Here is a 25528-nt window from a genome sequence, read left to right as displayed (position 1 = left end):
GTTTGGGTGCGGTCGTTCTGGGTGAAGCTGGTCTGGGTGCAGCTGTTCTGGGTGCAGCTGTCCTGGGTGGGCCCGTTCCGGGCCACGAGAAGGTTCTATCGGGCATCCATCACCCCGGTTCTGGCGCGGGCGACGTAGGCCGACATGGTCATCGCGAAATGCGACTTGAAGGCGCGGGCTGCCACGTCGAACGAGCCGAAACCGTATTCGAGGGCAAGTTTCTCGAACGATCTGTTGCCGCCAGGTGCGTCGAGCCGCGCGGCGATGAGGGTGAGCCGGGTGGTTCTGATGTGGTCGGTGATGCTGAGCTTCTGGCCGTTGAAGACGCGGTAGACGTTCCGAACGCTCACGCCGAGCTCTCTTGCAACGGTCTCGACGCTGAGGTCTGGCGAGCGGATGCGGTCGCGAACGATGAGCATGGCGCTGTCGAACAGCTGGTTCGACACTTTCGACGGGGTGGAATCATCGGCGGCGGCGCCGACGATGCACGAATTCACGAGCGAGAGCAGCATGGATTCATACACCTCGGTCGCCGGTGTCTCTGAGTTTGCCGATGCATCAAGCCGGGGTTTCACGAATGCGAGGGTGGTTTCGACCAGGAGCGGGCGGTTGAGCGCCACGGCGGTGACCGAACGAAGGTTACGGAGGGCTGCAACGGGCAGGAGCGCGCTCGGAACCGTGAGCTGGAGGATCTCGCTCTTGTCGCTGAGGGCGTAGTCGTAGGTGGCGCTGGTACGCAGAACCGTGATGCTGCCAGCGGGGCTCAGACCGGTGCGACCGTCTTGCCTTGCTCGCATTGCGCCGGCGACGATCAGGATGACCTGCACCAGGTCGACCGGATGGAACGCGAGTCGGGCCAGGGTGCGATGAGCGCTGTAGGCATCAGTCTTCAGGTGCTGGAGCTCGACCCGACCGATCGTGACGCCGGCGAGGCGCGCGCTGTATGTCGCGGGCGTTCGGGCAACACGCGTGGCTTCGGGCGAGAGCTCTTGCGCACCGTCGGTGCCCTGCAATAGCCGGATGTACGGCATGGCGCTCCTTCGCGGTGATCGGTTGTTCGGGTGGTCGGTTGCTCGATTGCTAACGTTCGAGCACAGCTTGTGGGCGATTGGCAGGGAATGCCTGTTTCCCCTGCGCGCGCTGTCGTGTGAGGCGCAGTTCGTCGGGTCATGTACCTACTTCTGGGGGTCTTGCAGGTGCGGAAGATAGCGTTGAGGCTCAACAGCCGCGAAGGTTGGCGAGATTTCGCTGGTGGAGTAGCCGCCTGGCGGCGTATCGAATCCGGTCGCGCGAGGTTTCGATACGCGGTTGCACCGCTACTCAACCAGCGGCACGAACCGACTGGCACGAACCGACTGGCACGAACCGACGAACGAAGCGAGGTGAACGAAGACATGGCACTCGCAAACCGTTCTGACGAATGGCAGGTGCGTCTGCCTGCGACCAACGTGGGTTCCTCGAAGAGATTCACCATGACGGTCGACGTCAAACCACGCGATGAGCAGACCTTCGCGGCAGAATTCATCTGGTCCCGTGTCGGGGTGATCGAAGTGATGACGCTCACTGCCCCGACGCACCGAGGGGCGCGCACCGCGAAGTTGATCGAGGCCGACCCTCGCGACTTCATCAGTCTCGTGTACATCAGCGAGGGGTCGATGAGTGTCTATCAAGACGGTCGATCTGCGCTCCTGCAGCCCGGAACGCTCTTCTTTCTGCGCTCGCAGTCGACCTACCGGTATGCGGTCACGGGCCGCACAGAGATCGTCGCTGTAGCTCTGCCGTCTTCGTTGCTGCCCTTCGTGGTCTCGAAGGACATGCGCAACATCACGGCGATCGCCTTGCCTGATTCGATGCTGAACTCCTCGGCGATGGGCCTGGTCGATGCCTTGGTCCGCACGCGGCGCACGCCGAGCATCGATGAATTGCTGCAGCTCGAACGCGAACTCCTGCTGCTGTTGGTGGGGCTCATCTCCGAGAACTTCGGGGAAGTGACGATCAGCGGTTCCAGCGATCGGGCCCTCTTCTCGCGTGCGGCCGTCATCATTGCCGCAAATGCTTTCGCCCCCGGCTACGGCCCGGTCGATGTGGCCGCCGAGCTCGGCATCGAGGTTCGGCGGCTCTACCGCATCTTCAGAACTGAGAGCGTGAGTATTGCCGAGTTGATTCGGGACACCCGTCTGCAACGCGTCGCGCTGGTGCTCTCAGACCCGTTGAATCGTGACCTGCTCGCCGATATCGCCGTGAAGTTCGGGTTTCTCGGGGCAGACCAGTGCGCGCGAGCCTTCCGTCGCAAATACGGCCAGAGCATGCGGGCATATCGGGTGCTGAGCCGGCCCTAGTCGGCGTCAGGCTTTACCCGGGGTCTGTACGGGCTGCATTAGGTCAGGCTGCGGTGTCTGTCGGATGCTCGGCGAGCCAGAATTCGCCGAGTGAGACTCCGAACCGAGCTTTGAAGGCGCGCGAGCACACGTCGACAGAACTGAACCCGGCGTCGGTCGCCAACCTCTCGAACAACGGCCGTGCTCCTGGTTCGCGGAGCTGGGTAGCGATCTTGTCGAGTCGGAGGGCCCTGATCTGCTCGGCGATACCGGTCTGGGAGAGCTCGAAGTGACGATAGAGACTGCGCGCACTCACCCCGAGTTGCTTCGCGACGAAGGCGGCATCCAGCCCGGGTCGGCCGAGGTTCCTGCGGATGACCTCACGTGTGTGCCCAGCAAGCTCAGTGTCACCGCTCTCGGCCGGGTGAGCTTCGGCGGGGTCGTTTTCTGCGGGGTCGTTTTCGGCGGGGTCGCTTTCGGCCGTGCCGCTCTCTTCTGCTTCTGCCGGCCGTGAAAGCGGTGATGCCGGAGTCAGCGGCAGGGGTGTATCAGCGAGTCCGGGGTGCTTCTCTTCGCGCCCTGAGGAGTGCGAGTCGATGGAGTGCGAGTCGATGGAGTGCGAGTCCATGGAGTGCGAGTCCATGAAGAGAGAGTCGATGAGCCAGAGAAGCATCCTCTGTTCTGCATCCGTGGGCCGCGGTGACTCGGTGGACACCTCGAGAAACGGAAGTGCGAAACCGACGATCGTATCGGCGAGCACACTCGGCTCGATGGGCGACGCTGTCGATCGCGGTAGGGCACCGAGGGCATTCAGGGGCAGCTGTTCGCTCGGAATGGTGATGATCAGGAGATCTGCGCCTTGACTCAGGGCGCCGACCCAGGGGGTGTCTGATCGCAGGACGGTCGCGCCGAGGGCAGGCGTGATGCTGTCTCGGCCATCCTGCCTGCAGCGCAGGGCCCCGGCGATCACGAAGACAAAGTGGACGCGGTCGGCAGGGTTGGCCTGGTGCTGGCCGGCCTGGTGCTCTCCGGCCTGCTGCTGGCCGGCCTGCTGCGCTCCGGCCCGGTGTTCGCCGGCAGGGTTCTTTGCGACACACGCTGCGGTGCGGATGCGAGCGAGACCAAGGTCGCCGATCAGCGTGCTGACGACGGAAGCATGGAAACTGTCCGGTGTGCGCGCCGTAACGATCGCCTCTGAAGACATCTCGCTGGCGCCACGTGCTCCGGCGTAGTGGCGCTGTGTGGAGATCATGATGTGGAGATCATGATGTGGCCCTCATGATGTGGCACTCATGATGTGGCGATAATGATGCAGCACCCATGGCGCGGCGATCATGACTCTACGATCGGCTCTTCGCTCGGCTTCACCAAACACCCGCGCTGGAGAAATCCCCGCAGAAAACAGCTCATTCGGTTTGATGCCACCGTTCCACTGTACGCTCGAAAGAACGGATCAGGGCCAATCCACAGATCAGTGGAATTCTTGCCTCTGGGCGGGGGGCATGCGCCGATGAGCACCACGACTGGCTCAACCTCAGACCCTGCGCCAAGCCCCAAACCAGGCACCAGGACACAGCTTCTGATTTCGGGCGCCGAAGGCCTCTCGAGCTTCGGAGGCACGGTCGAGGTCGATTCCCCGAGCCCCCGCGCCTTCCGTTCGTTGGTGAGCACGACCGTGCTCGGCGACAGCGTGGTGACGTGCTACGACGCCCCGCCCCATCGGGTCGTGCGAACGCAAGCCGTTGTCGACGCCGATACGGCCGGCCCGAACGATACTCACCGCGTGAACGATACTCACCGCGTGAACGACACTCACCGTGTGAACGACACACGCAGCCTGAACAACCCCGATACTCCGACTGACGCGCGAGACACCGTCAGCCTGGCGTTCGCCCGCACGGGATCGTTCAGGGTGGCGCAAGACGGTCGTTATTCGATCATCCGGCCGCACACCCTCGTGTTGGTGCGGTCACGGGCGCCGTTCTCGTACACCGCAGCGCAGAGGCTGAAGATGGTATGCGTGAGCGTGAGAAGGCGCTCGCTGCCGGCTCACACGCAACGGGCTCTTGTTTCGGTGACCGCGACAGCGCTTGAAGACTCGTCCCTGGCGCGCTCGACGATGGCCTTCATCGAGGTGATCGCGTCAGCCGACACGCTGCCTGGCGACGGCGAAGGCCATGCGCTCGAATCGACGCTTGCCATGATGGTCGAGGCCCTGGTCGCCCAGGCCGCCGACAACCGCAGGGGCGTGATCGCCAGCGCGATTGCGAGCGCAGGCACGGGCGGCGACGCAGGTAGAACCAGCGGTGCCAGCAGCAGCGGCAACACCAGGGGCAACACCAGGGGCAACACCAGCGGCAACAACGGCGGCGCCATCGCCCGCACTTCCGCCCCCGAGTCGGAGGGCGACGATTGTGCTGCTCCGGATGACCGCCTGCTGCGCCTCGAAGCGAACAAGCTCATCGCGGCCAACTCCGACACGGCGGGTTTCGGCCCTGTCGATGTCGCCTCCGAGCTCGGAATCGGGTTGCGACGCCTGCACCGCTTGTTCGAGGCCGAGCCGTTCAGTGTCGCCGACGGTATCCGAAGCACCCGCCTGCAGCACGTCGCGTTGGCGCTGTCGGACCCGCTGAACGTCGACAGCCTGGCCGCGGTGGCTGAGGAGTGCGGGTTCGGCGGGGTCGACCAGTGCGCGCGCGCCTTCAAACACCGGTACGGGCACAGCATGCGAGCGCATCGGCTGCTGCGGCGGGTATGAGGTCATTCTCCCGACGACTTGTGCCAGAACCGGCGACCCCGACCAGGATGAGCTAAAGTTCGTGACTCGTCTGCCCGAGTTTGAAGAGAGCTGACTTACACTCGGCGCGGTGACCCTTCAAGACTACGTTCGAATCCTCCGCGTGCACTGGCTCGCCATCGTGGTGCTCGTCGTGGTGGGCAGTGGGTGCGCGTACGGCTGGTCTCTTCTGCAGCCCCGGGTGTACCAGGCGAACTCGAGCGGAATCGTCAGTCTGATCTCCGACAACACCATGGGTGCGACGATCGCGTCAGACGCGCTCGCGAAGTCGAAGGCGACCACTTTTGTCGGTGTCGGTGAGTCGCGGGCGGTCGCGCAGCAGGTGATCACGGCCCTCGGGTTGGCGACGACGCCCGAGGCGCTGGTGAACCAGATCACGATCACCCAATACGAAGGACACCCCGACCCTGAACGTCACAGCCCGGGCGTCAACCGGGCAGGCGGCCAAAGATCTCGCTGATGCGTGGATCGCCGGGATGACCAAGCAGATCGGCATCATCGAGGCGCAATCGCTCGGCACGTCGTCTGGCACATCCAGCGCTGCTGAGACACCGCTGACGTTCCTCGTGCCGGTGGAGTCGGCCATCGTCTCACCGCAGCCGGTTTCGCCGAACGTGCGGCTCGCGGTCGCACTTGGCGCTCTCATCGGGTTGATCCTCGGGCTGGTCTACGCCGTTGTTCGCAATGTCTTCGACCGCCGCATCCGTTCGGCCGCCTCGATCGAGAAGCAGTTCTCGGTGCCGGTGATCGGCACGCTGCCCACCGACAAGCGCCTGACCGACCTGCTGCGGATCATCCCGGCCTCTGATGACCAGGCGGATTCGGCGGGCAGTCGCCACGACTACGCGATCGGGGAGGCCTTCCGAACCTTGCGTACAAACCTGCGGTACATGCACGTCGACAATCCGCCGCGGGTGATCGTGGTGACGAGCCCGTTGCCCGGGGATGGGAAGTCGACGGTCACCGCGAACCTTGCCATCGCTCTTGCGGCCTCGGGGCAGCCCGTCGTTGTGGTCGATGGCGACCTGCGAAAGCCATCAGTCGCTTCGGTTTTCGGTGTTGTGCTCGGCGTCGGAGTGACTGACCTGCTCATCGGAAGCGCGGAGATCGCCGATCTCCTGCAACCTTGGGGGCGTACCGGCATCCTTCGGGTGCTCGGGGCCGGTGCGATTCCGCCCAATCCCAGTGAGTTGCTCGGAACCCAGGGCATGCAGACGCTGGTCAGCGAGCTCTCGCGGGAAGCAATCGTTCTGATCGATGCCCCGCCACTGCTGCCCGTGACGGATGCGGCAATTCTCGCGACCATCGCCGACGGCGCGATCGTCGTCGTCTCGGCAGGGAAGACGACGACGGACGAGCTCGAAATCGCGCTCGCGAACGTGGCAAAGACGAACGGCCAGGTGCTCGGTGTGATTCTCAACCGGGTGCCGACCACCACGCTCGCAGGGCGAGGATACGGTTACTATTCAGGGTCGTACGTTGCTGACGCGAAGACGCTGAGTGCGGATGCTGAGTCCTCTGTGCTGGCCGGCCAGAGGCCGCGTTTCAACCCGCCATTTCATGCGCCCGGCGCCACTGATACTGGTGCTCATCCCGAAGTTCGTCCCGCAGCAACACTCGCCCCGGCCCTTTCTTCGCCGGTTTCGGCTGGCTACCCCCAGAGCGGGGCACAAGTGCGGGTTTCAGCTGGTTCGGGGGCCCGCATCGCCGGGAAACCGGGAGTGCGTCGTCGCGCAAATTGACCGGGCATGACAGTGTCGCTGCTGCACCAGCCACCCGAGGCGGTGTTTTCAGGGAGACACCATGTCCGCCGAATCATCTGCTGCTGCGCCTGCCGAGAGCGCTGCGCCTGCTGAAAGTGCTGAGCCTGCCGAAAATGCTGCGCCCGCCGAAAATGCTGCGACTGCAGAAAGCGCTGCAGCTGCAGGTTTCGCCGAAACGGCTGCACCCCGAGCATCCAGCACACTTCGGGTGAGCCGTCGCTCCATGCTGACCGTTGGGGCATGGAGCGTCCCGGTGATTGCTCTCGCTGTCGCAGCGCCGGCTGCGGCGGCCAGCGGTGCAGCATCCACGATGCGGGTGGCGGCTACGGCGCCGGGGCTGCCAAGCATCCCGACTCTTGGTGGATCGTCGTCGTTCACGTTGCAGCTCAGCAATTCGGGCTCGCAGGCGTCGGGGCCGCAGACGGTGTGGGTCTCCCGCCTCACCGGGTTCGCCGGGCTGACGGACTCGATGGGCCCGGCCGACCTCGACGGCTGGTCGGTCAGCGAGACCGCGGACCATTTTGTATTCGTATACGGCGCGGCCATCGCACCCGGCGCTTCGTCGACGCTGTGGAGCGGTACCTGGGGTGTCGCAAAGACGACGCCAGCGGCGTACTCGGGCATTTCGACGGTGACGATGAGCCCGTCGAGCTCGGGTGCGAACGTTGTCTCGCTGCCGTTCGCGACGACGTCGAATGCGATCGCACTGGGTGAGGCGGGCAACTACCTGATTCTGGCCAACATGGCGATCACCGTGGTCGGGGGTGCTTCGCACCTCACCGGCGGGCTCGTCGGCGGCAACGTGGGTGCGGCGATGACGAACATTCCGGGTGACGTGGTGCTCGGCACGCCGGCGCAGAACCTCCAGGCGCGGTCGGATGCGATTGCTGCCTACAATGCGGCCACTGCTGCCGGGCCGGCGACGCTTGTTGCGGCCGAGCTCGGGGGGCAGACGCTGGCGCCGGGGGTCTACCACCAGACGGCGGCTCTGGGGCTGACCGGCGTACTCACGCTCGACGGTGGTGGAGACGCGAATGCGGTGTGGATCATCCAGAGCGGTGGGGCGCTGACCACGGCAGCGGCCAGTTCGGTGAAGCTCGTCGGCGGGGCGCAGGCCTCGAATGTCTTCTGGGTGACGGTGGGGGCGGTGACGATCGGTGGGGTTGCGGGCTTTGTGGGAACAGCGCTGAGCGGTGCGGCGATCACGGTGGGCGAGGGTGCGAACGTTGTCGGCCGGTTGCTGACGACGACCGCCGACGTGACGATCAGCAACGTCACGCAGTCGGCACCGTAGGGCGAGTCGCAGGGGGGCTGCACCGGGGGCTGCAGGGGAGCTACAGGGGAGCTACAGGGGGGCTGCAGGCGAGCTGCATGCGGACGGCCCGAACCTCTGGTTTTACTCAGGTTTGGCGAATCTTCGGCTGAGGTCTCGTGACCTGCCTGCGGTCTTCTCATACTCTCGAATGAGCGGCAGTCTTCTTCTGAGTTGAGCCGCAATTCGAGAAGAAGAGTGAGGGTAGGTCCGCGTGGTGAAGAAGTCCGGGGCAGGGTGGCGCGTCATCGCCGTTGCTGTCTCCGCTTCTCTCGCGGTCACCGGGGCCCTTGCCCTGTCGGGCGTGCTCGCGGCACCAGCTGCCAGCGCCGCCACTGTGTCGTCAGGTGCATCGTCAGCTGCATCGCAGGCCGTGACGCCGAAGCCCACCGTCACGCCCACGCCTTCCCCGGTCATCCCCCCGATCACCGGGTGGCTGCACACCGACGGCGCGACGATCAAGAATGCCAGCAATCAGGTGGTCACGATCAAGGCGGCCGCGTGGTTCGGTATGGAGACCACCACCTGCGCCCCGCAGGGCCTGTGGTCGACCAGCCTCGACTCCGGCCTCGCGAAGATCACGTCAATGGGTTTCAACACCATTCGCCTGCCGTTCTCGAATGAGTGCCTGGCGTCGAAAACCCTCGGGTCGATCAACTACTGGGTGAACCCCACGCTGCAGGGCAAGACCCCGCTGCAGGTGATGGATGCGGTGGTCGCCCGCGCGAAGGTCTACGGCCTCAACGTCATCCTCGACCAGCACCGGCCGGACTCCGCCGCACAGTCTGCCCTCTGGTACACGTCTGCGTACCCCGAGACGAAGTGGCTCTCCGACTGGGCGATGCTCGCCAAGCGTTATGCCGCCGAGCCCACCGTCATCGGTGTCGACCTCCACAATGAGCCCCACGGCACGGCGTGCTGGGGCTGCGGCGTGGCGGCGACCGACTGGCAGGCGGCAGCGACCCGCGGCGGCAACGTGGTGCTGGCGGCGAACCCGAACCTGCTCGTGCTCGTCGAGGGCATCGACAAGCAGGCCGACGGCAGCGCGACCTGGTGGGGTGGCGGGCTCAGCGGAGTCGCCACGAAACCGGTGAAGCTCACCGTAGGCAACCGCGTCGTCTACTCGCCGCACGACTACCCCTCCACAGTCCAGGCGCAGACGTGGTTCTCAGCGGCCAACTACCCCGCGAACCTGCCGGCGCTGTGGGAGAAGAACTGGGGCTACATCGCCACCCAGAAGATCGCGCCTGTGCTGCTCGGCGAGTTCGGCACGAAGCTCGTGACCGACAGCGACAAGGCATGGATGAGTTCGATCGTCAGCTACCTGGCAGCCAGGGGCACGAGTTTCGCGTACTGGTCGTTCAACCCGAACAGCGTCGACACCGGCGGACTGGTCGCCGACGACTGGATGACGCCGCAAGCGGCGAAGTTGCTCGCCCTCAAACCGCTCATCGGTGCAGGGATCGTGGTGCCGGTTCAGCCGACGCCCACACCCACACCCACACCCACACCCACACCCACGCCGACGCCGACGCCGACGGTGACGCCCACTGCGAAACCCACGATCACGCCGACACCGACCGGCACGCCGACGCCGACTCCCAAGCCGACCGTCTCGCCGACGCCGACTGCTACGCCGTCTCCGAAACCCACCGTCACCCCGGCACCCACTCCCTCACCGTCGTCGACACCGAAGTCGACGGTCACCCCGACGCCGACCTCGACTCCCAAGCCGTAGCCGTAGCCGTAGCCGACTGTCGCGCCCCGGCCACACCCAGCATGCGAGGTTCTACGGTTCGTAGAATGGGTGGATGGCTCTGATATTCCGGTCCCGCGTGAGCAGAGCGTTGATGTTCGCACTTCCTGCTGCGGGGTTCATTGCGGTGGCGATGGCGATCGCGCCCGCTGGAACAGCCAGCGCACACGACTATGTGGTGAGCAGTTCGCCGACCGCAGACTTGACCGTCACGCAGCTGGTCAGCTCGGTGAGCGTCACCTTCAACGATCTTGTGCTCGACCTCTCGGGCGACGGCTCCAGTTCGGTGGTGGAGGTGACCGGGCCAGACGGGGGATCCACTCACTTCGAGACGGGGTGTGCGAGCATCCTGGGCCGGGTGGTGAGCGCGCCGGTGGCGTTGGGGGCGGCGGGAGCGTACCAAGTGAGTTGGCAGGTGGTGTCGAGTGACGGGCATCCGGTGTCGGGGTCATTCGGGTTCAGCTACAACCCGACGGAGAGCAGTACTCCCTCGGCGGGGAGTGCCACGGCGCCGGCGTGCGGGTCGGCGGGCGGTTCCTCTGGTGCTCCGGTGACGGCGCTGCCGACAGCGGGCGTGGGCGGGGCGTCGTCTGCAGGCGGACTGAGTATCGACCCGTGGGTCATTCTCGTCATCGCGGGTGCGATCGTGCTGCTCGCTGTGGGCGGGGTCGTGGTGATCCTGGTTGTCTCGCGGAGATCGGCGCGCGACTCCGCCGACGACTCCCGCGGCAATACCGCCGGCGATGACGCGTAATCGGTGAGTGCACGCAATCCGATCGGCCACGCGCTCCGAACAGAGATTGGCGCGGGTCGTCGGGGTCTCCAACTGCGATGGATTCTCCAGCGGCTCGCGTTGCATTCACCAGGCGTTCTCTGCAGTTGACACCCCTCACCGCCGAGAACGCCTGGTTTCACCCTGGTTTCACCCTGGTTTCACTGGCCGCCCTCAATAGTGCATTTCGCGACAGTGGAGCATCACATATGCGCCAAGCCTGAGAGTTATCCAACTCAGTAGGCTCGCCACGCCGCTCACACTGAAAGTATGCAAAGAAAGCCGTGACCTCCGCTTTCGAGTCGGCTACGGTGGGCTGCAGCAGGGTTGCTTTCGGCATCGCAGCCCTCTCGAGCATCCCTCAACCGATTTCACAAGTGGGGGTGCGTGGCATGGCGAACAAGAGACGTCGAAAGCTCGTGGAGTTGCCGGAGCTGGTCGAGCGGGGGCCGATCCTGGTGAAGACCGTCGATGACATCGACGGGGTGAAACGCATCGCCGAATTGCAGCAGACGTTCGGCGACAACATCCGCGCGCGTATCGTGCCGGGGGTGATCGGCGGTCGCAAGGTGCTGCACGTGGTGCTGCGCTACACCTCGTATCGGGCGGTCGCCGGCGAACTGGATGATCGGCTCACCAAAGACATCGGCCGCCGAGTGCGCTGGCTGGCCCTCTGGAATCGCGTGCCCAGCTGTGACGCCCTCATCGACACTGACCCTGATTCGCCGAACCACCTGAATGTGTGGCTGAACCCGGCCCGCGAGGGCAATGTTCGCCATCCGAGCGAGGCTGTGAACAACTGACGTGGGTCGGGTGACGAGGGGTTGGTGACGGGTGTCGGGGGCCCGGTGACGGGGCCCGGTGACGCTCGCAGGTGCCGGTCGCAGCTTACAGCTTGTGAGTTTCGGCTTGCGCGGGATTCGAAGATATGTTCGAATGGGGTATGCGTTGGAGCGGGCAGGAACTGGGGGCGACAGATGATTCCGCGCTGCCCGGGCTCGCTCGGCTGAACAATCTGGTCCGAAGCGTGCAGACGCCGGAGTTCGCGGGCATGACGTTTCATGAGGTTCTCGCGAAGTCCGCCATCAACAAGGTGCCTGGGCAGAGCCAGATGCCCTTCGGCTACACGATCAATCCGTACCGGGGGTGCAGCCACGCGTGCACCTACTGTTTTGCCCGGCCGACGCACACGTATCTCGACCTCGATGGGGGCACCGATTTCGACAGCCAGATCATCGTGAAGGTGAACGTGGCCGAAGTGCTCACGCGTGAGCTCCAAAAGCCGTCGTGGGGCAGGCACCCGATCGCCCTGGGCACGAACACCGACCCGTACCAGAGGGCAGAGGGGCGGTATTCGCTGATGCCGGGTATCATCTCGGCGCTCGCGGAGTCGGGCACTCCGTTCTCGATTCTCACCAAGGGCACACTGTTGCGCCGCGACCTGGCGCTGCTGGCGGCGGCCGCCGAGGTCGTGCCGGTCGACATCGCCATGTCGATCGCGGTGTTCGACGAAGAACTGCAGCAGTCGGTCGAGCCGGGCACGCCGACGACGAAGGCGCGGCTGGCGACCGTCACAGCTGTTCGTGAGGCCGGGTTGAACTGCTCGGTGTTCATGATGCCGATCCTGCCGCACCTCACCGACACCACGACGCACCTCGATGCGGCGCTGGCTGCCATCACCGAGGCCGGGGCGACAAACGTGATCTACTCGGCGCTGCACCTCAGGCCGGGGGTGAAACCGTGGTTCATGCAGTGGCTGGGGCGCGAGCATCCGGAGCTCGTGGACTCGTATCGGTCGATGTACTTCGGCGCCGCATCGTACGCGCCGAAGGAGTACCGAAAGTGGCTGGCCGCGCGGATTCGGCCACTGATGGCTCGTCACCGCATTTCGGTGGGGGAGGAAGACGAGGTCACCGGTGGCGTGCGGTCGTCAGCGCTGAGTCCGGCGCTCGACCCAGCACTGGCGCGAGGGCCAGCGATGGCGAGGAGCAACGAGTCAATTCGGGAACAGGGGCAGACGGGCGATCGCCAGGTGACCAGCAGCCCGACAGCCACGTCACGACCGGCCCCCGGAGCCCGTGGGGTGCACGCCGACACTGCGCCCGCCCTCTTCTGAGCTGTCGCAGGTCAAGGAAGGGAGGCTTATGCTGGCCGCTGTGTGAGGCAGCAGTTCGACAGGCGTATTCGGCAGGCGTATTCGACAGGCGTATTCGACAGCCGGACTCGACGGCCGGACTCGACGGCCGTCGGCAGCCGCATTCGCCAGAGGCCGTAGGGTTTATCCGTGGCAAAACTCTATTTTCGGTACGGCGCGATGAACAGCGGCAAGAGCACGGCCCTGCTGCAGGCCGCGTTCAACTACGAAGAGCGTGGGCACCGAGTGCTCATCGCCAAGCCGGCGACCGACACGAAGGGTGACCGGCAGGTCGTCTCGCGGCTCGGCGTGACACGTGACGTCGATTTTCTCGTTGCTCCAGACGATTCGCTCTTCGAGGCGTTCCAGTTGCATCGGGACGAGCGTCGCGTCGAGCGTGGTGAGGAGCGTGGTGCGAAGGGGACCAGCGGCATCATCAGCGACGAACCCGCAGCAGTCCGCAGCGACGTGAGCTGCCTTCTCATCGACGAGGCGCAGTTCCTCACGCGAGACCAGGTGGATGATGCACTCCGCATCGCCCTGATCGAGAGCGTGCCCGTGCTGGCCTACGGCATCCGCACCGATTTTCTCACCAGCGCGTTCCCCGGCAGCGCACGCCTGCTCGAGGTCGCTCACAGTCTCGAAGAGCTGAAGACGATCTGCCGCTGCGGGCGCAAGGCGATCTTCAACCCGCGACTGGTTAATGGCCGGTTTGTCTTCGACGGCGACCAGGTTGCGATCGACGGCGATTCTGTCACCTACGAATCCCTCTGCGGGGTCTGCTACCTCGAGGAGAGCAACGGCCTGCTGGGTGCGGCCCACCGCGACTGAGCTCCCCTGACCGCGACTGAGCTCCGCTGACCGCGACTGAGCTCCCCTGACCGGGGCTGGCTCCCCCCGCTGCCGCCTGCCTCCCTGACCGTACCCTGAGACATTCTCCGGGTTCTCTGCGGTGGCGCTCAGGTGCGCAACGTAGCGTCGGGCGGGGTCGCGGAGACAAACCCACTCTCCGGCAGAGGCCATCCAGACTGACCCGCCCGCGTACCAGAGAACGGTTTTATGCCCGAAAGAAGACTGCCCGAAGGTAACCGCCCCAGGAGAAACAGGCGAAACAGCTCCGAAAGCAAGCACAAATCGCCCGGCAAGCTCGGGGCTATCGCGGGCTTCATCGGCGTCAGCGTCATAGCCGGAGTCCTCGTGACGGCGATCGTGACACCGGCCGTCGCCGTCACCGGGGTCGCAGTCGACAGCACCCTGGGTCTCTTCGAGAACCTGCCGAGTTACATCAAGCCCGACACGCTGTCGCAGACCTCGAGCATCTACTCGCAGAATGCCGATGGCTCGCAGACCCTGCTCGCCTCCTTCTACGACCAGGATCGCCAGGAGGTCGGCTGGAACGACATTTCGCAGACCTTCAAAGACGCCATCGTCTCGACCGAAGACCCTCGCTTCTATGTGCACGGGGGCATGGATGTGCAGTCCACGACCAGGGCGCTCTTCGCGAATCTGCTGTCGGGAGGCATAACGTCGGGCGCATCCACCATCTCTCAGCAGTATGTGAAGAACATCCTGGTGCAGCGCGCCGAGGCGATCAGCGACCCCACGCAAGAGGCCGCCGCCTACGCTGACGCGACGGCGACCACGCCCGATCGCAAGCTCAAAGAGATGAAACTCGCTGTGGGTCTCGAGAAGGAATACAGCAAGAACGACATTCTGCTCGGGTATATGAATATTGCCTTGTTCGGTGGTCGGGTGTACGGCATCCAGGCCGCTTCGCAGTACTACTTCGGAGTGAACGCGAACGCACTGACCATTCCGCAGGCCGCCAGCCTTGCCGCGATGGTGAATGAGCCAGAGGGGTTGCGCATCGACGTGCCGGCCAACATCGACGCGAACAAGGCCCGACGCGACAAAGACGTTCTGGCTTCGATGCTCAAGGAGCACGCCATCACCCAGGCACAGTTCGACGACGCGGTGGCCACACCCGTGACGCCGAACATCACCGAACCGTCGACCGGGTGCCAGACGGCGACGAACGGCGCCGGTTTCTTCTGCGACTACGTGAAAGACATCATTCTGAATGACCCGACCTTCGGTTTGACGGCGGATGATCGATCCAACGCTTTGAACCGAGGTGGCTACAAGATCGTCACCACCCTCGACCCCACGCTGCAGGCGGCGGCCAACCAGTCGGTGAGCGACTACGTGCCCTCGTCGATGTCGAGTGTGGACATCGGCGGGGCGTTCGTGACCGTTCAGCCCGGCACGGGCAAGGTGCTCGCGATGGCGCAGAACAAGACGTACAGCCAGGATCCGTCGGCCGACCCCGCCACGAACACGGCGATCAACTACAGCACGGATGCCGCCTACGGCGGTTCGACCGGCTTCCAGAACGGGTCGACCAGCAAGTTGTTCGTGTTGCTCGACTGGTTGAAGACCGGGCACTCGCTCGGTGACCTGGTCAATGGCTCGAACAATCAGAAGTTCACTGCCGCCAACATCACCAACAGTTGCGGCGATTCGGTGACCGGCACGTACACTGCCGGCAACGACGCAGGGGAGGCGGGAGGCACGGCCTCCGTGCTCACGCAGTTCGAGGACTCCGTCAACAACGCCTTCCTCGCCATGGCGACGAAGCTCGACCTGTGTGACATCAACTCCATTGCCAAGGGGTTCGGGATGCAGCGTGCCGACGGCGCGGCGATGGAAACCGGGCTCTATGCCACCGTTCTGGGCGGCAATGAGGTGTCGCCGCTGACGATGGCGGCGGCGTACGCAGGCGTCGCGAACAACGGCGCCTACTGCACACCCGTCGCGATCTCGAGCATCACGGATTCGAACGGGGCCGCTGTCGCGGTGCCACAGACATCGTGCACCCAGGTGGTCGAGCCGAAGATCGCCCAGGCGGCGCTCTATGCAATGCAGGGAGTCATCCAGAACGGTACTGCAACGCCCGCGAACCCGGCAGATGGAACTGCTCACTTCGGCAAGACGGGCACCACCGACGTAGAGAAGGACGTGTGGCTGGTCGGCGGCACGTCGAAGGTCGTTTCGGCATCGTGGGTGGGGAATGTCACCGGCAACGTGTCGATACGGAAGACGACGGTGACGGGCGGGAATGGCGTCAAGGTCGGCAGCGGTCTCTCGAGGCTGTACGTGTGGAAGGAGTTCTACAAGGGAACGGCCGATGCACAGGGCGGCAGCAGCTTCCCTGCCCCGGACTCGAGCCTGACGCGCAACACCGGGGCTGCGCCCGCACCAGCGGCGACTCCGACGCCGTCGCCGACACCATCGCCGTCGGGCGATTCATCGGGCGGGACAGCGACTCCGGCTCCCGTTGACACGTCGACACCAGCACCCACGCCGTCACCTGGGGTGACTCTGCCCGGTGTGGTGCCGCCCGCCGGCTAGTTCGTCTTGCCTGGTGGTCCAGCTCGGCGAGTGAGTCAGGCCGCCGTGATTCGGCTCTTGAGCCCGCTGCGCCGAAGTGCGGTCGGTACGCCCGACTCATCGCGGCGCATGGATCTCACTTGGCGCGGTGGGTGCGGCGTCAGCGGCGGAGTCGACGGGGTGCGCGTGGTGGCGCGGGCCGTGTTGCACGCGGCCGGCCGGCACCCGTCAGCCGCTTGCGCCGAAGTGAGTTCGCTACGCCGGCCTCATCACGTCGTAGCCGCCTCACCTCCTCGCGCAGGGGGTAGCCGGGGTAACAGGATCTGACTCCCCACCGACCCCTCCACCCGCGACTTCGTCTCGGTCGGAGCCTCTGGCCGGCGTGGGCCCACGAGCAGCTTCGCGTTCGGATACCTCGGGAAATGCAGAATGGGCCACCCTTACGGGCGACCCTTTTTCAATTTGTCGGGGTAACAGGATTTGACTCCCCACCGCTTCTCCAGACGCCGCAGGCGGCGCCCGGAGCCTCTCGCGGCGTGGGCCCACGAGCAGCTTCGCGTCCGGATACCTCGGGAAATGCAGAATGGGCCACCCTTACGGGCGACCCATTCTGCATTTGTCGGGGTAACAGGATTTGAACCTGCGACCTCGTCGTCCCGAACGACGCGCGCTACCAAGCTGCGCCATACCCCGATCGGTGCCCTGGTTGGCCGGGGCCACCCTGAACAACCTATTCAGAATAGCCGACTTTCGCCGGGCATCCGTTCATCTGGCTGGATTCGCCCACATTGCAGGTGAGCACACAGCCGGGTGAGCACACAGCCGAGGTGATGCTCAGGGTTTGGCCGTGAGAGTCAGCAGGGTCGCTTCGGGGAGGCAGGCGAAGCGCACGGGCGCGTAGATGGAGGTGCCGAGGCCCGCAGAGACGTTCAGGAAGGCGCTGCGACGGCCACGCGACCAGGTGCTCAGGCCTTTGACCTGCTTGCGGGGGATGTCGCAGTTGGTGACGAGGGCGCCGAAGCCGGGAACGCAGACCTGGCCGCCGTGGGTGTGCCCGGCGAACATGACCTCAGCGCCGTGGACGAGGAACGCGTTCAGAACCCGCTGGTACGGGGCGTGGGCGACGCCGATGACAAGAGTGTTGCGGTCTTCGAGAGCTTCTTCGTCGGGGGCGTTCTCTGCCTCTGTCTCGCGCAGCGAATCGAGGGCACCCGAGACGGATTCGAGCTTGTCGTAGCGGCGGTGCGGGTCGTCGACGCCGAAGAACTCGATGTGCGTGCCGTTGATGTCGATCGCAGCTGCGGCGTTGTTCAGGTCTTTCCAGCCGAGGGCAGCGAAGATCGCGTGTTCACGCTCGAGGTCGAGGGCGACCGGTGCGGTGTTCGTCTTCGAGGGGCCGAGAAAGTACTTCAGTGGGTTCTTGAAGCCGGGAGCCCAGTAGTCGTTCGATCCGTTGACGAAGACGCCGGGGATTCCCCGGAGGGGTTCGAGCGTGTGCTCGAGTGCCCGGTAGGCATCGATGTGGCCGAGATTGTCGCCGGTGTCGACGATGAGATCGGGCTTCAGCGCGGCGAGCGAGCGCACCCACTCCTGCTTGCCCGCCTGCCAGGGAGCCAGGTGCAGGTCGGAGAGGTGCAGCACGCGAATGGGCTTCGAGCCGGATGCGAGCACGGGCGCCGAGACCCGTCGCAGGGTGAAGAGCTGGCGTTCGACCAGTGTGCCCCAGGCGAACGCGGCTACCCCGGCGGCCACCCCGACTGCGAGGGTCGTTGCGGCCGCACGGCCGAAGTGGAGTGTCACGCGCGGTGGAGCCCTACTTCTTCGGGCAGACGACGAGGGTAACCGTGGTCGACGACTTGTTCACGAGCCCGGCGCCGGGTGTCTGACTCACCACGGTGTCTGGGGTGCACTTCGGGTCGGTCGACGCCGTGCTCGTCACGTTCCAGCCGTTCAGAGCTGATGTAGCCGCTCCGATCGATTGGCCCGTTGTATCGGGCAGTGAGCTCAGCTTGCCATTGCTGGTGTACATCGTCACGTTCGAGCCCTTGGTGATGCTGGTGCCAGCTGGTGGGTCGGTTCTGGCGATCTGGCCCGCGGGCTTGTCAGAGTCGACCTGGCCGCCGTCTGAGGTCACGAATCCGGCGTTGGTGAGTCGTGTGTCTGCCGCGTCGACGGAGAGGCCCGAGACATCGGGCACGGTGACAGAGACGCCGGTTGTGAGGTTGCGATCGGGGGTCGGGAAGCTGTCTCCGCCATACGCGTCGGCGGTGTTCTTGTAGAAGTCGCGCCACATGAGCAGCCTCGACTGGCCGCTGTTCACGCCGCCGCTGCCTGGGCCGTTGATTGTGGTGTGCCTGATCGATACGTGACCGCTCACGTTCGCCGTCATCGACGCGGTGACCAGCTTCGTGGTGCCACCCACAAGCCAGATGCTCTCTTCGTTGTCGGTGGTTCCGGTCTTGCCAGCGTGGGAGACGCCGTCACGCGGGTTCGCCGGTGTTGCCGTTCCGCTCTGGATGACACCCTGCATCGCGTAGTTCGCTGCGGTGGCGATCTTGGGATCGACCGCCTGGGTGCATGTGGTCTGCGGAACCGCGACCGGGGCGCCGTTGGCGTCAGTGATGCTGTCGATGGCGACCGGGGTGCAGAACATTCCCTGGTTGATGACGCCGGCGTAGGCCGCGGCCATCGTGAGTGGAGCGATCTCATTGGTACCCAGTACCGCGGTGATGTTGGTCTGCAGCGGAGTGTTGTCTGCGCGGTGCACGCCGAGAGAGGTGGCAACGTCGCGAATGGCGCAGGCATCAAGCTGCTGCGACATGGCGATGAAGGCATTGTTGACCGACTCCTCGAACTGGGTCAGCACACTTGCGCGGCCACCGGCCTCGCCGGCGTCATTCTGGGGGCTGTAGGTTCCGCCGCCGGTGCCTTCACAGTTCTTGAAACTCGCCATGTTGAACTTCTGGCCGTTTGCACCGTTGACGATGTCACCGAGCGAGTGCCCGGCCTGGAGCCAGGCGATGAGCGTGAACAGCTTGTACGTCGACCCGACCTGGAACCCGGTCGAACCGCCGTACGCGTAGTCGGTGGAGTAGTTCACCGAGGTGGCGTCGGCGGGAGCATCCGGAGCTTCGGAGAAGTTCTTGTTCTGCGCCATGGAGGTGACGCGACCCGTGCCGGGCTGAACGGTGACGAGCGAACTGCCCAGGTCGAGCGAATTGCCGCTGTAGGGAATGTAGTACTTCGTGGTGTCGTCTGCAGCCTTCTGCAGGTTCATGTCGAGGGTTGTGTAGATCTTGTAGCCGCCGGTGGTGAGGTTCTTCTCACGGATGTCTGCCGAGGCGCCGAAGATCGGGTCTTGCTCGATGATCTTCTTGACGTAGTCGCAGAAGAATCCGGCGCCGCTGATGGCCGTCTGGCAGCCAGTTGAGGGCTCGGTGATGTGGGGCTCAACGGGCGTGGCGACGGCGTCGTCGAACTGCTGCTGGGTGATGGTGTGCTCTTTGAGCATGGAGGCGAGAACGTCTTTGTCGCGCCGGGCCTTGTTGAAGTCGATGTTCTCGGGGATGTCGATGCGCAGGGCTTCTGGCTCGTTCACCGTGGCGATGAGGCTGGCGGCCTGGGGGAGGGTGAGCTGGTTGGCCCCGACGCCGAAGTAGTACTCCGACGCTGCCTGGATGCCGTAGACGCGCCCGCCGAACAGCGAGATGTTCAGGTAGCCGAGCAGAATGTCGTCTTTGCTGTATTCCTTCTCGAGCCCGATCGCGAGCTTCATCTCTTTGAGCTTGCGGTCGAAGGTTGTGGCCGTGGCTTCGGCGTAGGCGGCCTTCTCCTGGTCGGGGTCACTGATCGCCTCGGCGCGCTGAACGAGGATGTTCTTGACGTACTGCTGCGAGATCGTCGAAGCGCCACTCTGGATGCCGCCCGAGATGAAGTTGCCGACGAGCGCGCGGGTGGTCGACTGCACATCGATGCCGCCGTGCACGTAGAAGCGCGGGTCTTCGGTGGAGACGAGGGCGTCTTTCACGTACTGCGAAATGTCGTTCCAGCCGACCGTCTGGCGGTTCTGCACGTAGAACGACGCGAGCAGTACGTTCGAGCCGTCCTGGTTCTTGCCGTAGAGGCTGGAGGTCTGCGAAAGAGCGTCGGGCTTGATGTAGCTTGGCAGGTTCTCGAACACGCTGATGGTGCTGTTGGCGGCGAGGCCGGTGACGGCGAGGGCGGGCGTGACCATGGCCGTGATGAGAACGCCAGCGATTGCACTGATACCCACGACACCCAGGAGAGCTCCGACCGCGCCACTAACCTTACGTTTCGGGGCAGACATAAGATCGAGCTTAAGTGACAAACCTGATAAAGAGCCAAAGGAGCACCGCGTGACTACGTGGGAGTACGTGACCACACCGCTGATGATTCACAACACCGCTGCGATTCTGAACAATTGGGGGTCAGACGGCTGGGAGCTCGTGCAGATCGTCACCAACGAACAGGGTGGAATCGTCGCGTACATGAAGCGCCCGCTGCAGGGGTCTGAGCCAGCCGCTGCTGCCGCTTCTGCTGCTGCTGCGGCGGGGTCGTGGAACAGCGAACCTGGTGCCGAGGGGGCTGCGCAGTGAGCGAACCGCTCGGGATGATCGAGAAACGCCTCGCCGAACTGGGCGTCGCCCTTCCCACCGTCTCCGCTCCCGCCGGTGCCTATGTTCCCGCGGTGATCTCGGGCAACCTGGTGTTCACTGCCGGGCAGCTGCCCTTCGTCGGCGGATTGCTCAGCCAGACCGGCAAGGTGGGCGAACCCGCCACCGTCGATGAGGCGGGTGACGGCGGTGGGGCATCCGGTCTCGTGTCGCCGTCTGACGCGAAGGCCTTCGCGCAGCTCAGCGCCCTGAACGCGTTGGCTGCGGTGAAGAGCGTGCTCGGCTCGCTCGACCGCGTGACTCAGGTCGTCAAGGTGACCGGGTTCGTTGCCAGCGACCCGTCGTTCTATGGGCAGCCGGGCGTCATCAACGGTGCGTCGGAGTTTCTGGTCGACGTGTTCGGCCAGGCCGGAGTGCACGCGCGTTCGGCAGTCGGGGTGGCCGTGCTGCCTCTCGATTCGCCGGTCGAAGTGGAGATCATCGTCTCGTTCGAGTAGGTGGGGGGCGGGCGCTCGAAACGGGCGCCCGCCGCCCCGCGCCGCGCTAGCCGACCGTACCGCTGATGATCTTCATCACCTGGGTGTCGGCGAGCGTGGTGGTGTCGCCGATCTCCCGGCCCTCCGCCACGTCGCGCAGCAGGCGGCGCATGATCTTGCCCGATCGGGTCTTGGGCAGCTCAGCCACGATGAAGACCTGCTTGGGCCGGGCGATCGCGCCGATCTGCGTGGCGACGTGGGCGCGCAGCTCTGCAGCGAGGCTCTCGACAGTTTCGGCGACCACCTCGTCGAGAATCTCGTCGGCCAGGGCCTTCGCTGCGCCCGGCTCGTCGTCATCTTCGATGACGCGCACGATCACGAACGCAACGACGGCCTGGCCGGTGGTCTCGTCTGTCGCGCCGACCACTGCGGCCTCCGCCACCCGCGGGTGCGACACCAGCGACGATTCGATCTCGGCGGTCGACAGGCGGTGGCCCGACACGTTCATCACGTCGTCGACACGACCGAGCAGCCAGATGTCGCCGTCGCGGTCGAGCCTGGCGCCGTCGCCGGCGAAGTACTTGCCGGGGAACGTGCTCCAGTACGTCTCGACGAAGCGGTCGGGGTCGCCCCAGATCCCTCGCAGCATCGCCGGCCACGGTTCGGAGACGACGAGCAGGCCGCCGGAGTTCTTCGGCACAGGGGTGCCCTGATCATCCAGAACCTCGATGTGGATGCCCGGCACGGCCACCTGCGCAGACCCCGGTTTGAGCGTGGTCACGCCGGGCAGTGCTGAAACCATGATCGCGCCCGTCTCGGTCTGCCACCAGGTGTCGACCACAGGGGTTGTGCCGCCGCCGATCACGTCGCGGTACCAGACCCACGCCTCGGGGTTGATCGGCTCACCGACCGAACCGAGCAGGCGAAGGCTGGTGAGGTCGAACTGGGCAGGAATGTGGTGCCCGAGCTTCATGAAGGTGCGGATGGCGGTGGGGGCGGTGTACAGAATGGTGACGCCATACTTCTGGATGATCTCCCACCACCGGCCCGGGTGGGGAGCGTCTGGCGTGCCCTCATAGATCACCTGGGTCGCGCCGTTGGCGAGGGGGCCGTAGACGACATAGCTGTGCCCGGTGATCCAGCCGACGTCGGCTGTCGACCAGTAGACATCGGTTTCGGGGTGCAGGTCGAAGATGTTCTTGTGGGTGAAGGCGACCTGGGTGAGGTAGCCGCCGGTGGTGTGGAGGATTCCTTTCGGTTTGCCGGTCGTGCCGCTGGTGTAGAGGATGAACAGCGGGTTCTCTGCCGGGAAGGGCTGGGCTTCGTGCTCGGGGTTCGCGGCGTCGATCTGGTCGTGCCACCAGAGGTCTCTGCCGTGTACCCACGCTACGTCGTTGTTGCCGCGCTTCACCACGAGCACATGCTCGACTGTGGAGGGATTCTCGGGCCCGCCGATTGTGAGGGAGGCGTCGACGGCAGGCTTGAGCGCTGAAACCTTGCCCTTGCGCCAGCCGCCGTCTGCTGTGATGACCAGTTTGGCGCTGGCGTCGTCGATGCGGGCGCGGAGGCTCTCGGCGCTGAACCCGCCGAAGATGACCGAGTGCACGGCACCGAGGCGAGCAACGGCGAGCATCGAGATGACGGCTTCGGGGATCATCGGCAGGTAGATCGCGACGCGGTCGCCCTGGCCGATGCCGAGACCGGCAAGGACGTTGGCCGCCTTCTTCACCTCGGCCGTGAGCTCCGCGTACGTGAAGGTCTTGCTGTCGCCGGGCTCGCCCTCCCAGTTCAGCGCGACGCGGTCGCCGTTGCCCGCTTCGACGTGGCGGTCGAGGCAGTTGTAGGCGACGTTGAGCTGGCCATCGTCGAACCATTTTGCGAACGGCGGGTTGCTCCAATCGAGGGTTCGGGTGAAAGGCGTGTGCCAGTGCAGGAGCTCGCGCGCCTGCTCTCCCCAGAATGCGGGGCGGTCACTGGATGCCCGGTCGTAGAGGTCTGCTCCTGCCACAGCATTGGCCCGAAACTCCTCCGAGGGCGTGAACCTCCGTGTCTCGTGAAGAAGATTGTCGATGCTGTTGCTCATGGTGCTCCTTTGCTCCGTGGTGTCTGCGCTGCTCTGGCCCCCTGGCGCGTCATCGTTCCCGGGAGAGCGCCCTTTCAATTGTGGGACCTTGGGCGTTGCAGCGCGCTGCAGTGAGTTGCAGTGTCGTTCGAGATGTCGATCGGGTGTGGAACGAGGTGTGGGTCCCCCTGCGTCGTTCGTTGCAGCCGTGATTGCTGCAACGTTCACTGAATTGGCCGTTGCAATGGTCATTACAACGAGTACCTCGGGGGTCACTGCGAGGGTTGCGGTGTCGGCCATCTGGCTGGTGGCCCTGTTCTGCCCAGAAGGATGCTTGCCGTCTGTCGGCCGGACGAATCGGGCGTGGAAAAGAGAATTCTTGCTGAGAATTTCCCGATACGGTTTGCGCTCGTGTTTCCGGTAGGTAAACTCTTTTCTACCAAGTCGATTCTGATTTGGATGCAACGCAATACTGATTCCCCCCAATCATGCGTTGCTACGGCGGCACCTTTTCCCCCAAATGGTGCCGCCCCCTTCATTTAACGGCCAGGCGGTCATCTGCGCGGCCAGGTCTGGTTTAACCACCGGCAGGTCGGCTCTGGCGGCGGGTTTCAGACAGGCATCTGTGCAGGGTTTGGGCGTCTCATCTCCTCCCCAGCCCGGCGCCTGGCTCGGTTGACCACAGAGCAACGTTGCCTGGCCTGCTGCTCGGCAGTCATTTCCTATGCTCCCGGTATGAACAAGTCCTTGGATGCCGTTCCACCGTTCCCTCTCGTCGGAGGGCGACCCGACCTTCCTACTGGGAGATACGTGGCCCGGCGGCGGCTGAGCAGCGGCGAGTCAACGGCGGTGCGATCGATCCCAGAGTCTGTGACCGCCCGCGGCCAGCTGCCTCGGTCGAGGCCTGAAGAGATCCGGGGAGGAGAGACGACTAGCGAGAGCACCGAATCCCCACCACGTATGGGATCAGCCGACTTCGGCCCACTCGCGCGCTTTCTCGACGACGCGTCTGTGACCGACATCTTCATCAACGGGCCGAACGACCTCTGGATCGATCGTGGCTCTGGTCTCAGTAGGGACGAGTCGTGGTCGTGCCCGGGTGAAGCGGAGCTCCGCCAGCTGGCCGTGCGGTTGATTGCGTTGGGAGGTCGCCACATCGACGAGTCGACACCCTGCGTCGATACCCGACTGCATGACGGCATCCGTGTGCACGCGGTCCTGCCCCCGGTGGCACCACAGGGAACCGTCATCTCTGTGAGGATCCCCTCCGCCGCCCGGCTCCGGATTTCGGACCTGTCGTTCTCGGGCTTCTTCGATCCGGCCGAGGAGGAGCACGACTGCCCGCCGTCATCAGCGCTTTTGTCGAGGACCTCATCAGCACAGTTGAGGCAGTTCGTCGAGGAGTGCGTGCGCACGCGTTCGAACATCCTTATCTCCGGTGCGGGAGGCTCGGGCAAGACCACCTTCCTGGCGGCGCTTCTAGCTGAGGCGCCGTCGGACGAACGAATCGTGGCGATCGAAGACGTCGCAGAACTGCGAGTCGAGCATGATCATTTCGTTGCACTCGAGGCCAGGCAGAGCAATGTCGAGGGGGCCGGTGGGATCGGTCTTGACCGCCTCCTCCGCGAGGCTCTGAGAATGCGCCCGGATCGCCTGGTGCTCGGTGAATGCCGGGGTGCAGAGGTTCGCGAATTGTTCTCGGCTCTCAACACCGGTCACGATGGAGGGGCGGGAACCCTGCATGCCAATTCCCTCAGCGACGTGCCCGCCCGGCTCGAGGCGCTCGGCTCACTCGCCGGTCTGACTCCGGAGGCCCTCGCGCGCCAAGCGATGAGCGCCATTCAGGTCGTCTTCCATCTGCAGCGGTCGAACGGCCGTCGTCGACTCGCTGAAGTCGGTCACTTCGAACTCGATGCGCACGATCGCCTGGCAATCGTGCGGGCGCAACTCGACTCGACCACTTCGTCGCCGCCCGGCCTCGGGCGCGAGCGAAGAATCAATCCGCTCCGGACCGACCACGAGGCTGTCAGTCGGGGGCGTGGGCGGGCCGGGAATCAGGAGCAGGGCACAGTGAAGGCAGGCCGACATGCGTGACCTCATGCCCTACCGCCGGA

19 protein-coding genes and 1 tRNA gene are annotated in these 25528 nt (G+C 64.9%); 14 read left to right on the top strand and 6 right to left on the bottom strand.

Going from position 1 to position 25528, the window contains the following annotated elements; all coding sequences use genetic code 11:
- Positions 1–95: 95 nt before the first annotated feature.
- The gene (locus JOE66_RS15125) at positions 96–1031 is read right to left on the bottom strand and encodes an AraC-like ligand-binding domain-containing protein (RefSeq protein WP_205110811.1); all 936 of its coding nucleotides are present in this window, start codon (positions 1029–1031) and stop codon (positions 96–98) included.
- Between the two features lie 363 nt (positions 1032–1394).
- On the opposite strand from JOE66_RS15125, the gene JOE66_RS15120 reads away from it, so the two are divergent.
- Positions 1395–2339, top strand: a complete 945-nt coding sequence (locus JOE66_RS15120; RefSeq protein ID WP_205110810.1) for an AraC-like ligand-binding domain-containing protein — start codon at positions 1395–1397, stop codon at positions 2337–2339.
- 43 nt (positions 2340–2382) lie between these two features.
- On the opposite strand, the gene JOE66_RS15115 is transcribed toward JOE66_RS15120, so the two are convergent.
- Positions 2383–3570 (bottom strand): helix-turn-helix domain-containing protein, encoded by a 1188-nt coding sequence (locus tag JOE66_RS15115; protein WP_205110808.1) that lies wholly within the window; start codon positions 3568–3570, stop codon positions 2383–2385.
- Between the two features lie 258 nt (positions 3571–3828).
- Between JOE66_RS15115 and JOE66_RS15110 the strand changes: the two genes are divergently transcribed.
- The 10 genes from JOE66_RS15110 (at position 3829) to JOE66_RS15065 (ending at position 16263) form a co-directional block, all read left to right on the top strand.
- On the top strand, positions 3829–5076 hold the full coding sequence (locus JOE66_RS15110; RefSeq protein WP_205110805.1) for a helix-turn-helix domain-containing protein: 1248 nt from the start codon (positions 3829–3831) through the stop codon (positions 5074–5076).
- A gap of 109 nt (positions 5077–5185) precedes the next feature.
- Positions 5186–5575 carry a YveK family protein gene (locus JOE66_RS15105; RefSeq protein WP_205110802.1) on the top strand — a complete coding sequence of 130 codons (390 nt, stop codon included), beginning with the start codon at positions 5186–5188 and terminating at the stop codon, positions 5573–5575.
- A 16-nt stretch (positions 5576–5591) separates the two neighbouring features.
- Positions 5592–6857: a polysaccharide biosynthesis tyrosine autokinase gene (locus JOE66_RS15100; protein ID WP_205110799.1), complete on the top strand. Its 1266-nt coding sequence runs from the start codon at positions 5592–5594 to the stop codon at positions 6855–6857.
- Positions 6858–6918: 61 nt separating this feature from the next.
- The gene (locus JOE66_RS15095) at positions 6919–8172 is read left to right on the top strand and encodes an ice-binding family protein (RefSeq protein ID WP_205110788.1); all 1254 of its coding nucleotides are present in this window, start codon (positions 6919–6921) and stop codon (positions 8170–8172) included.
- 232 nt (positions 8173–8404) lie between these two features.
- Positions 8405–9928: a glycoside hydrolase family 5 protein gene (locus JOE66_RS15090; RefSeq protein WP_307827233.1), complete on the top strand. Its 1524-nt coding sequence runs from the start codon at positions 8405–8407 to the stop codon at positions 9926–9928.
- A gap of 73 nt (positions 9929–10001) precedes the next feature.
- Positions 10002–10700 carry a copper resistance CopC family protein gene (locus tag JOE66_RS15085; protein WP_239518331.1) on the top strand — a complete coding sequence of 233 codons (699 nt, stop codon included), beginning with the start codon at positions 10002–10004 and terminating at the stop codon, positions 10698–10700.
- 410 nt (positions 10701–11110) lie between these two features.
- Positions 11111–11521: a hypothetical protein gene (locus JOE66_RS15080; RefSeq protein WP_205110785.1), complete on the top strand. Its 411-nt coding sequence runs from the start codon at positions 11111–11113 to the stop codon at positions 11519–11521.
- 140 nt (positions 11522–11661) lie between these two features.
- Complete coding sequence (locus JOE66_RS15075) at positions 11662–12834, top strand: Rv2578c family radical SAM protein (protein ID WP_205112078.1); 1173 nt, start codon at positions 11662–11664, stop codon at positions 12832–12834.
- Between the two features lie 168 nt (positions 12835–13002).
- Positions 13003–13683, top strand: a complete 681-nt coding sequence (locus tag JOE66_RS15070; RefSeq protein WP_205110782.1) for a thymidine kinase — start codon at positions 13003–13005, stop codon at positions 13681–13683.
- Between the two features lie 228 nt (positions 13684–13911).
- Positions 13912–16263: a transglycosylase domain-containing protein gene (locus JOE66_RS15065; protein WP_205110779.1), complete on the top strand. Its 2352-nt coding sequence runs from the start codon at positions 13912–13914 to the stop codon at positions 16261–16263.
- A 598-nt stretch (positions 16264–16861) separates the two neighbouring features.
- Here the strand turns inward: JOE66_RS15065 and JOE66_RS15060 are convergent.
- The 3 genes from JOE66_RS15060 to JOE66_RS15050 form a co-directional block, all read right to left on the bottom strand.
- Positions 16862–16935: transfer RNA gene (locus JOE66_RS15060), tRNA-Pro, on the bottom strand.
- Positions 16936–17076: 141 nt separating this feature from the next.
- On the bottom strand, positions 17077–18042 hold the full coding sequence (locus JOE66_RS15055) for a metallophosphoesterase (protein WP_205110777.1): 966 nt from the start codon (positions 18040–18042) through the stop codon (positions 17077–17079).
- A 13-nt stretch (positions 18043–18055) separates the two neighbouring features.
- Complete coding sequence (locus tag JOE66_RS15050) at positions 18056–20515, bottom strand: transglycosylase domain-containing protein (protein WP_205110774.1); 2460 nt, start codon at positions 20513–20515, stop codon at positions 18056–18058.
- Between the two features lie 103 nt (positions 20516–20618).
- Here JOE66_RS15050 and sp36 point away from each other — a divergent pair, with 103 nt between their 5' ends.
- Both sp36 and JOE66_RS15040 read left to right on the top strand, forming a co-directional pair.
- Entirely contained in the window at positions 20619–20858 is a 240-nt protein-coding gene (gene sp36 / locus JOE66_RS15045; RefSeq protein WP_205110763.1) for a Sp36 family protein, read from the top strand.
- A gap of 14 nt (positions 20859–20872) precedes the next feature.
- The gene (locus tag JOE66_RS15040; protein ID WP_205112076.1) at positions 20873–21373 is read left to right on the top strand and encodes a RidA family protein; all 501 of its coding nucleotides are present in this window, start codon (positions 20873–20875) and stop codon (positions 21371–21373) included.
- Between the two features lie 46 nt (positions 21374–21419).
- On the opposite strand, the gene acs is transcribed toward JOE66_RS15040, so the two are convergent.
- Complete coding sequence (gene acs, locus JOE66_RS15035; protein WP_205110761.1) at positions 21420–23435, bottom strand: acetate--CoA ligase; 2016 nt, start codon at positions 23433–23435, stop codon at positions 21420–21422.
- Between the two features lie 939 nt (positions 23436–24374).
- Between acs and JOE66_RS15030 the strand changes: the two genes are divergently transcribed.
- The gene (locus tag JOE66_RS15030) at positions 24375–25508 is read left to right on the top strand and encodes a TadA family conjugal transfer-associated ATPase (protein ID WP_205110750.1); all 1134 of its coding nucleotides are present in this window, start codon (positions 24375–24377) and stop codon (positions 25506–25508) included.
- Positions 25509–25528: the final 20 nt, after the last annotated feature.

Origin of the sequence: Subtercola frigoramans, from assembly GCF_016907385.1 — a bacterium.
GTDB lineage: Bacteria > Actinomycetota > Actinomycetes > Actinomycetales > Microbacteriaceae > Subtercola > Subtercola frigoramans.
The sequence above is the reverse complement of the archived record's forward strand: the minus strand, read 5'-3'. Positions and strand labels throughout refer to the sequence as shown.

Bases quoted from the DNA above. Each gene is read 5' to 3' on its own strand.
- JOE66_RS15040 (WP_205112076.1), top strand. From the start codon at position 20,873: ATGATCGAGAAACGCCTCGCCGAACTGGGCGTCGCCCTTCCCACCGTC.
- JOE66_RS15100 (WP_205110799.1), top strand. From the start codon at position 5,592: ATGACCAAGCAGATCGGCATCATCGAGGCGCAATCGCTCGGCACGTCG.
- JOE66_RS15085 (WP_239518331.1), top strand. From the start codon at position 10,002: ATGGCTCTGATATTCCGGTCCCGCGTGAGCAGAGCGTTGATGTTCGCA.
- JOE66_RS15075 (WP_205112078.1), top strand. From the start codon at position 11,662: ATGCGTTGGAGCGGGCAGGAACTGGGGGCGACAGATGATTCCGCGCTG.
- JOE66_RS15065 (WP_205110779.1), top strand. From the start codon at position 13,912: ATGCCCGAAAGAAGACTGCCCGAAGGTAACCGCCCCAGGAGAAACAGG.
- JOE66_RS15110 (WP_205110805.1), top strand. From the start codon at position 3,829: ATGAGCACCACGACTGGCTCAACCTCAGACCCTGCGCCAAGCCCCAAA.
- acs (WP_205110761.1), bottom strand. From the start codon at position 23,435: ATGAGCAACAGCATCGACAATCTTCTTCACGAGACACGGAGGTTCACG.
- JOE66_RS15095 (WP_205110788.1), top strand. From the start codon at position 6,919: ATGTCCGCCGAATCATCTGCTGCTGCGCCTGCCGAGAGCGCTGCGCCT.
- JOE66_RS15125 (WP_205110811.1), bottom strand. From the start codon at position 1,031: ATGCCGTACATCCGGCTATTGCAGGGCACCGACGGTGCGCAAGAGCTC.
- JOE66_RS15030 (WP_205110750.1), top strand. From the start codon at position 24,375: ATGGGATCAGCCGACTTCGGCCCACTCGCGCGCTTTCTCGACGACGCG.
- JOE66_RS15115 (WP_205110808.1), bottom strand. From the start codon at position 3,570: ATGATCTCCACACAGCGCCACTACGCCGGAGCACGTGGCGCCAGCGAG.
- JOE66_RS15080 (WP_205110785.1), top strand. From the start codon at position 11,111: ATGGCGAACAAGAGACGTCGAAAGCTCGTGGAGTTGCCGGAGCTGGTC.
- JOE66_RS15120 (WP_205110810.1), top strand. From the start codon at position 1,395: ATGGCACTCGCAAACCGTTCTGACGAATGGCAGGTGCGTCTGCCTGCG.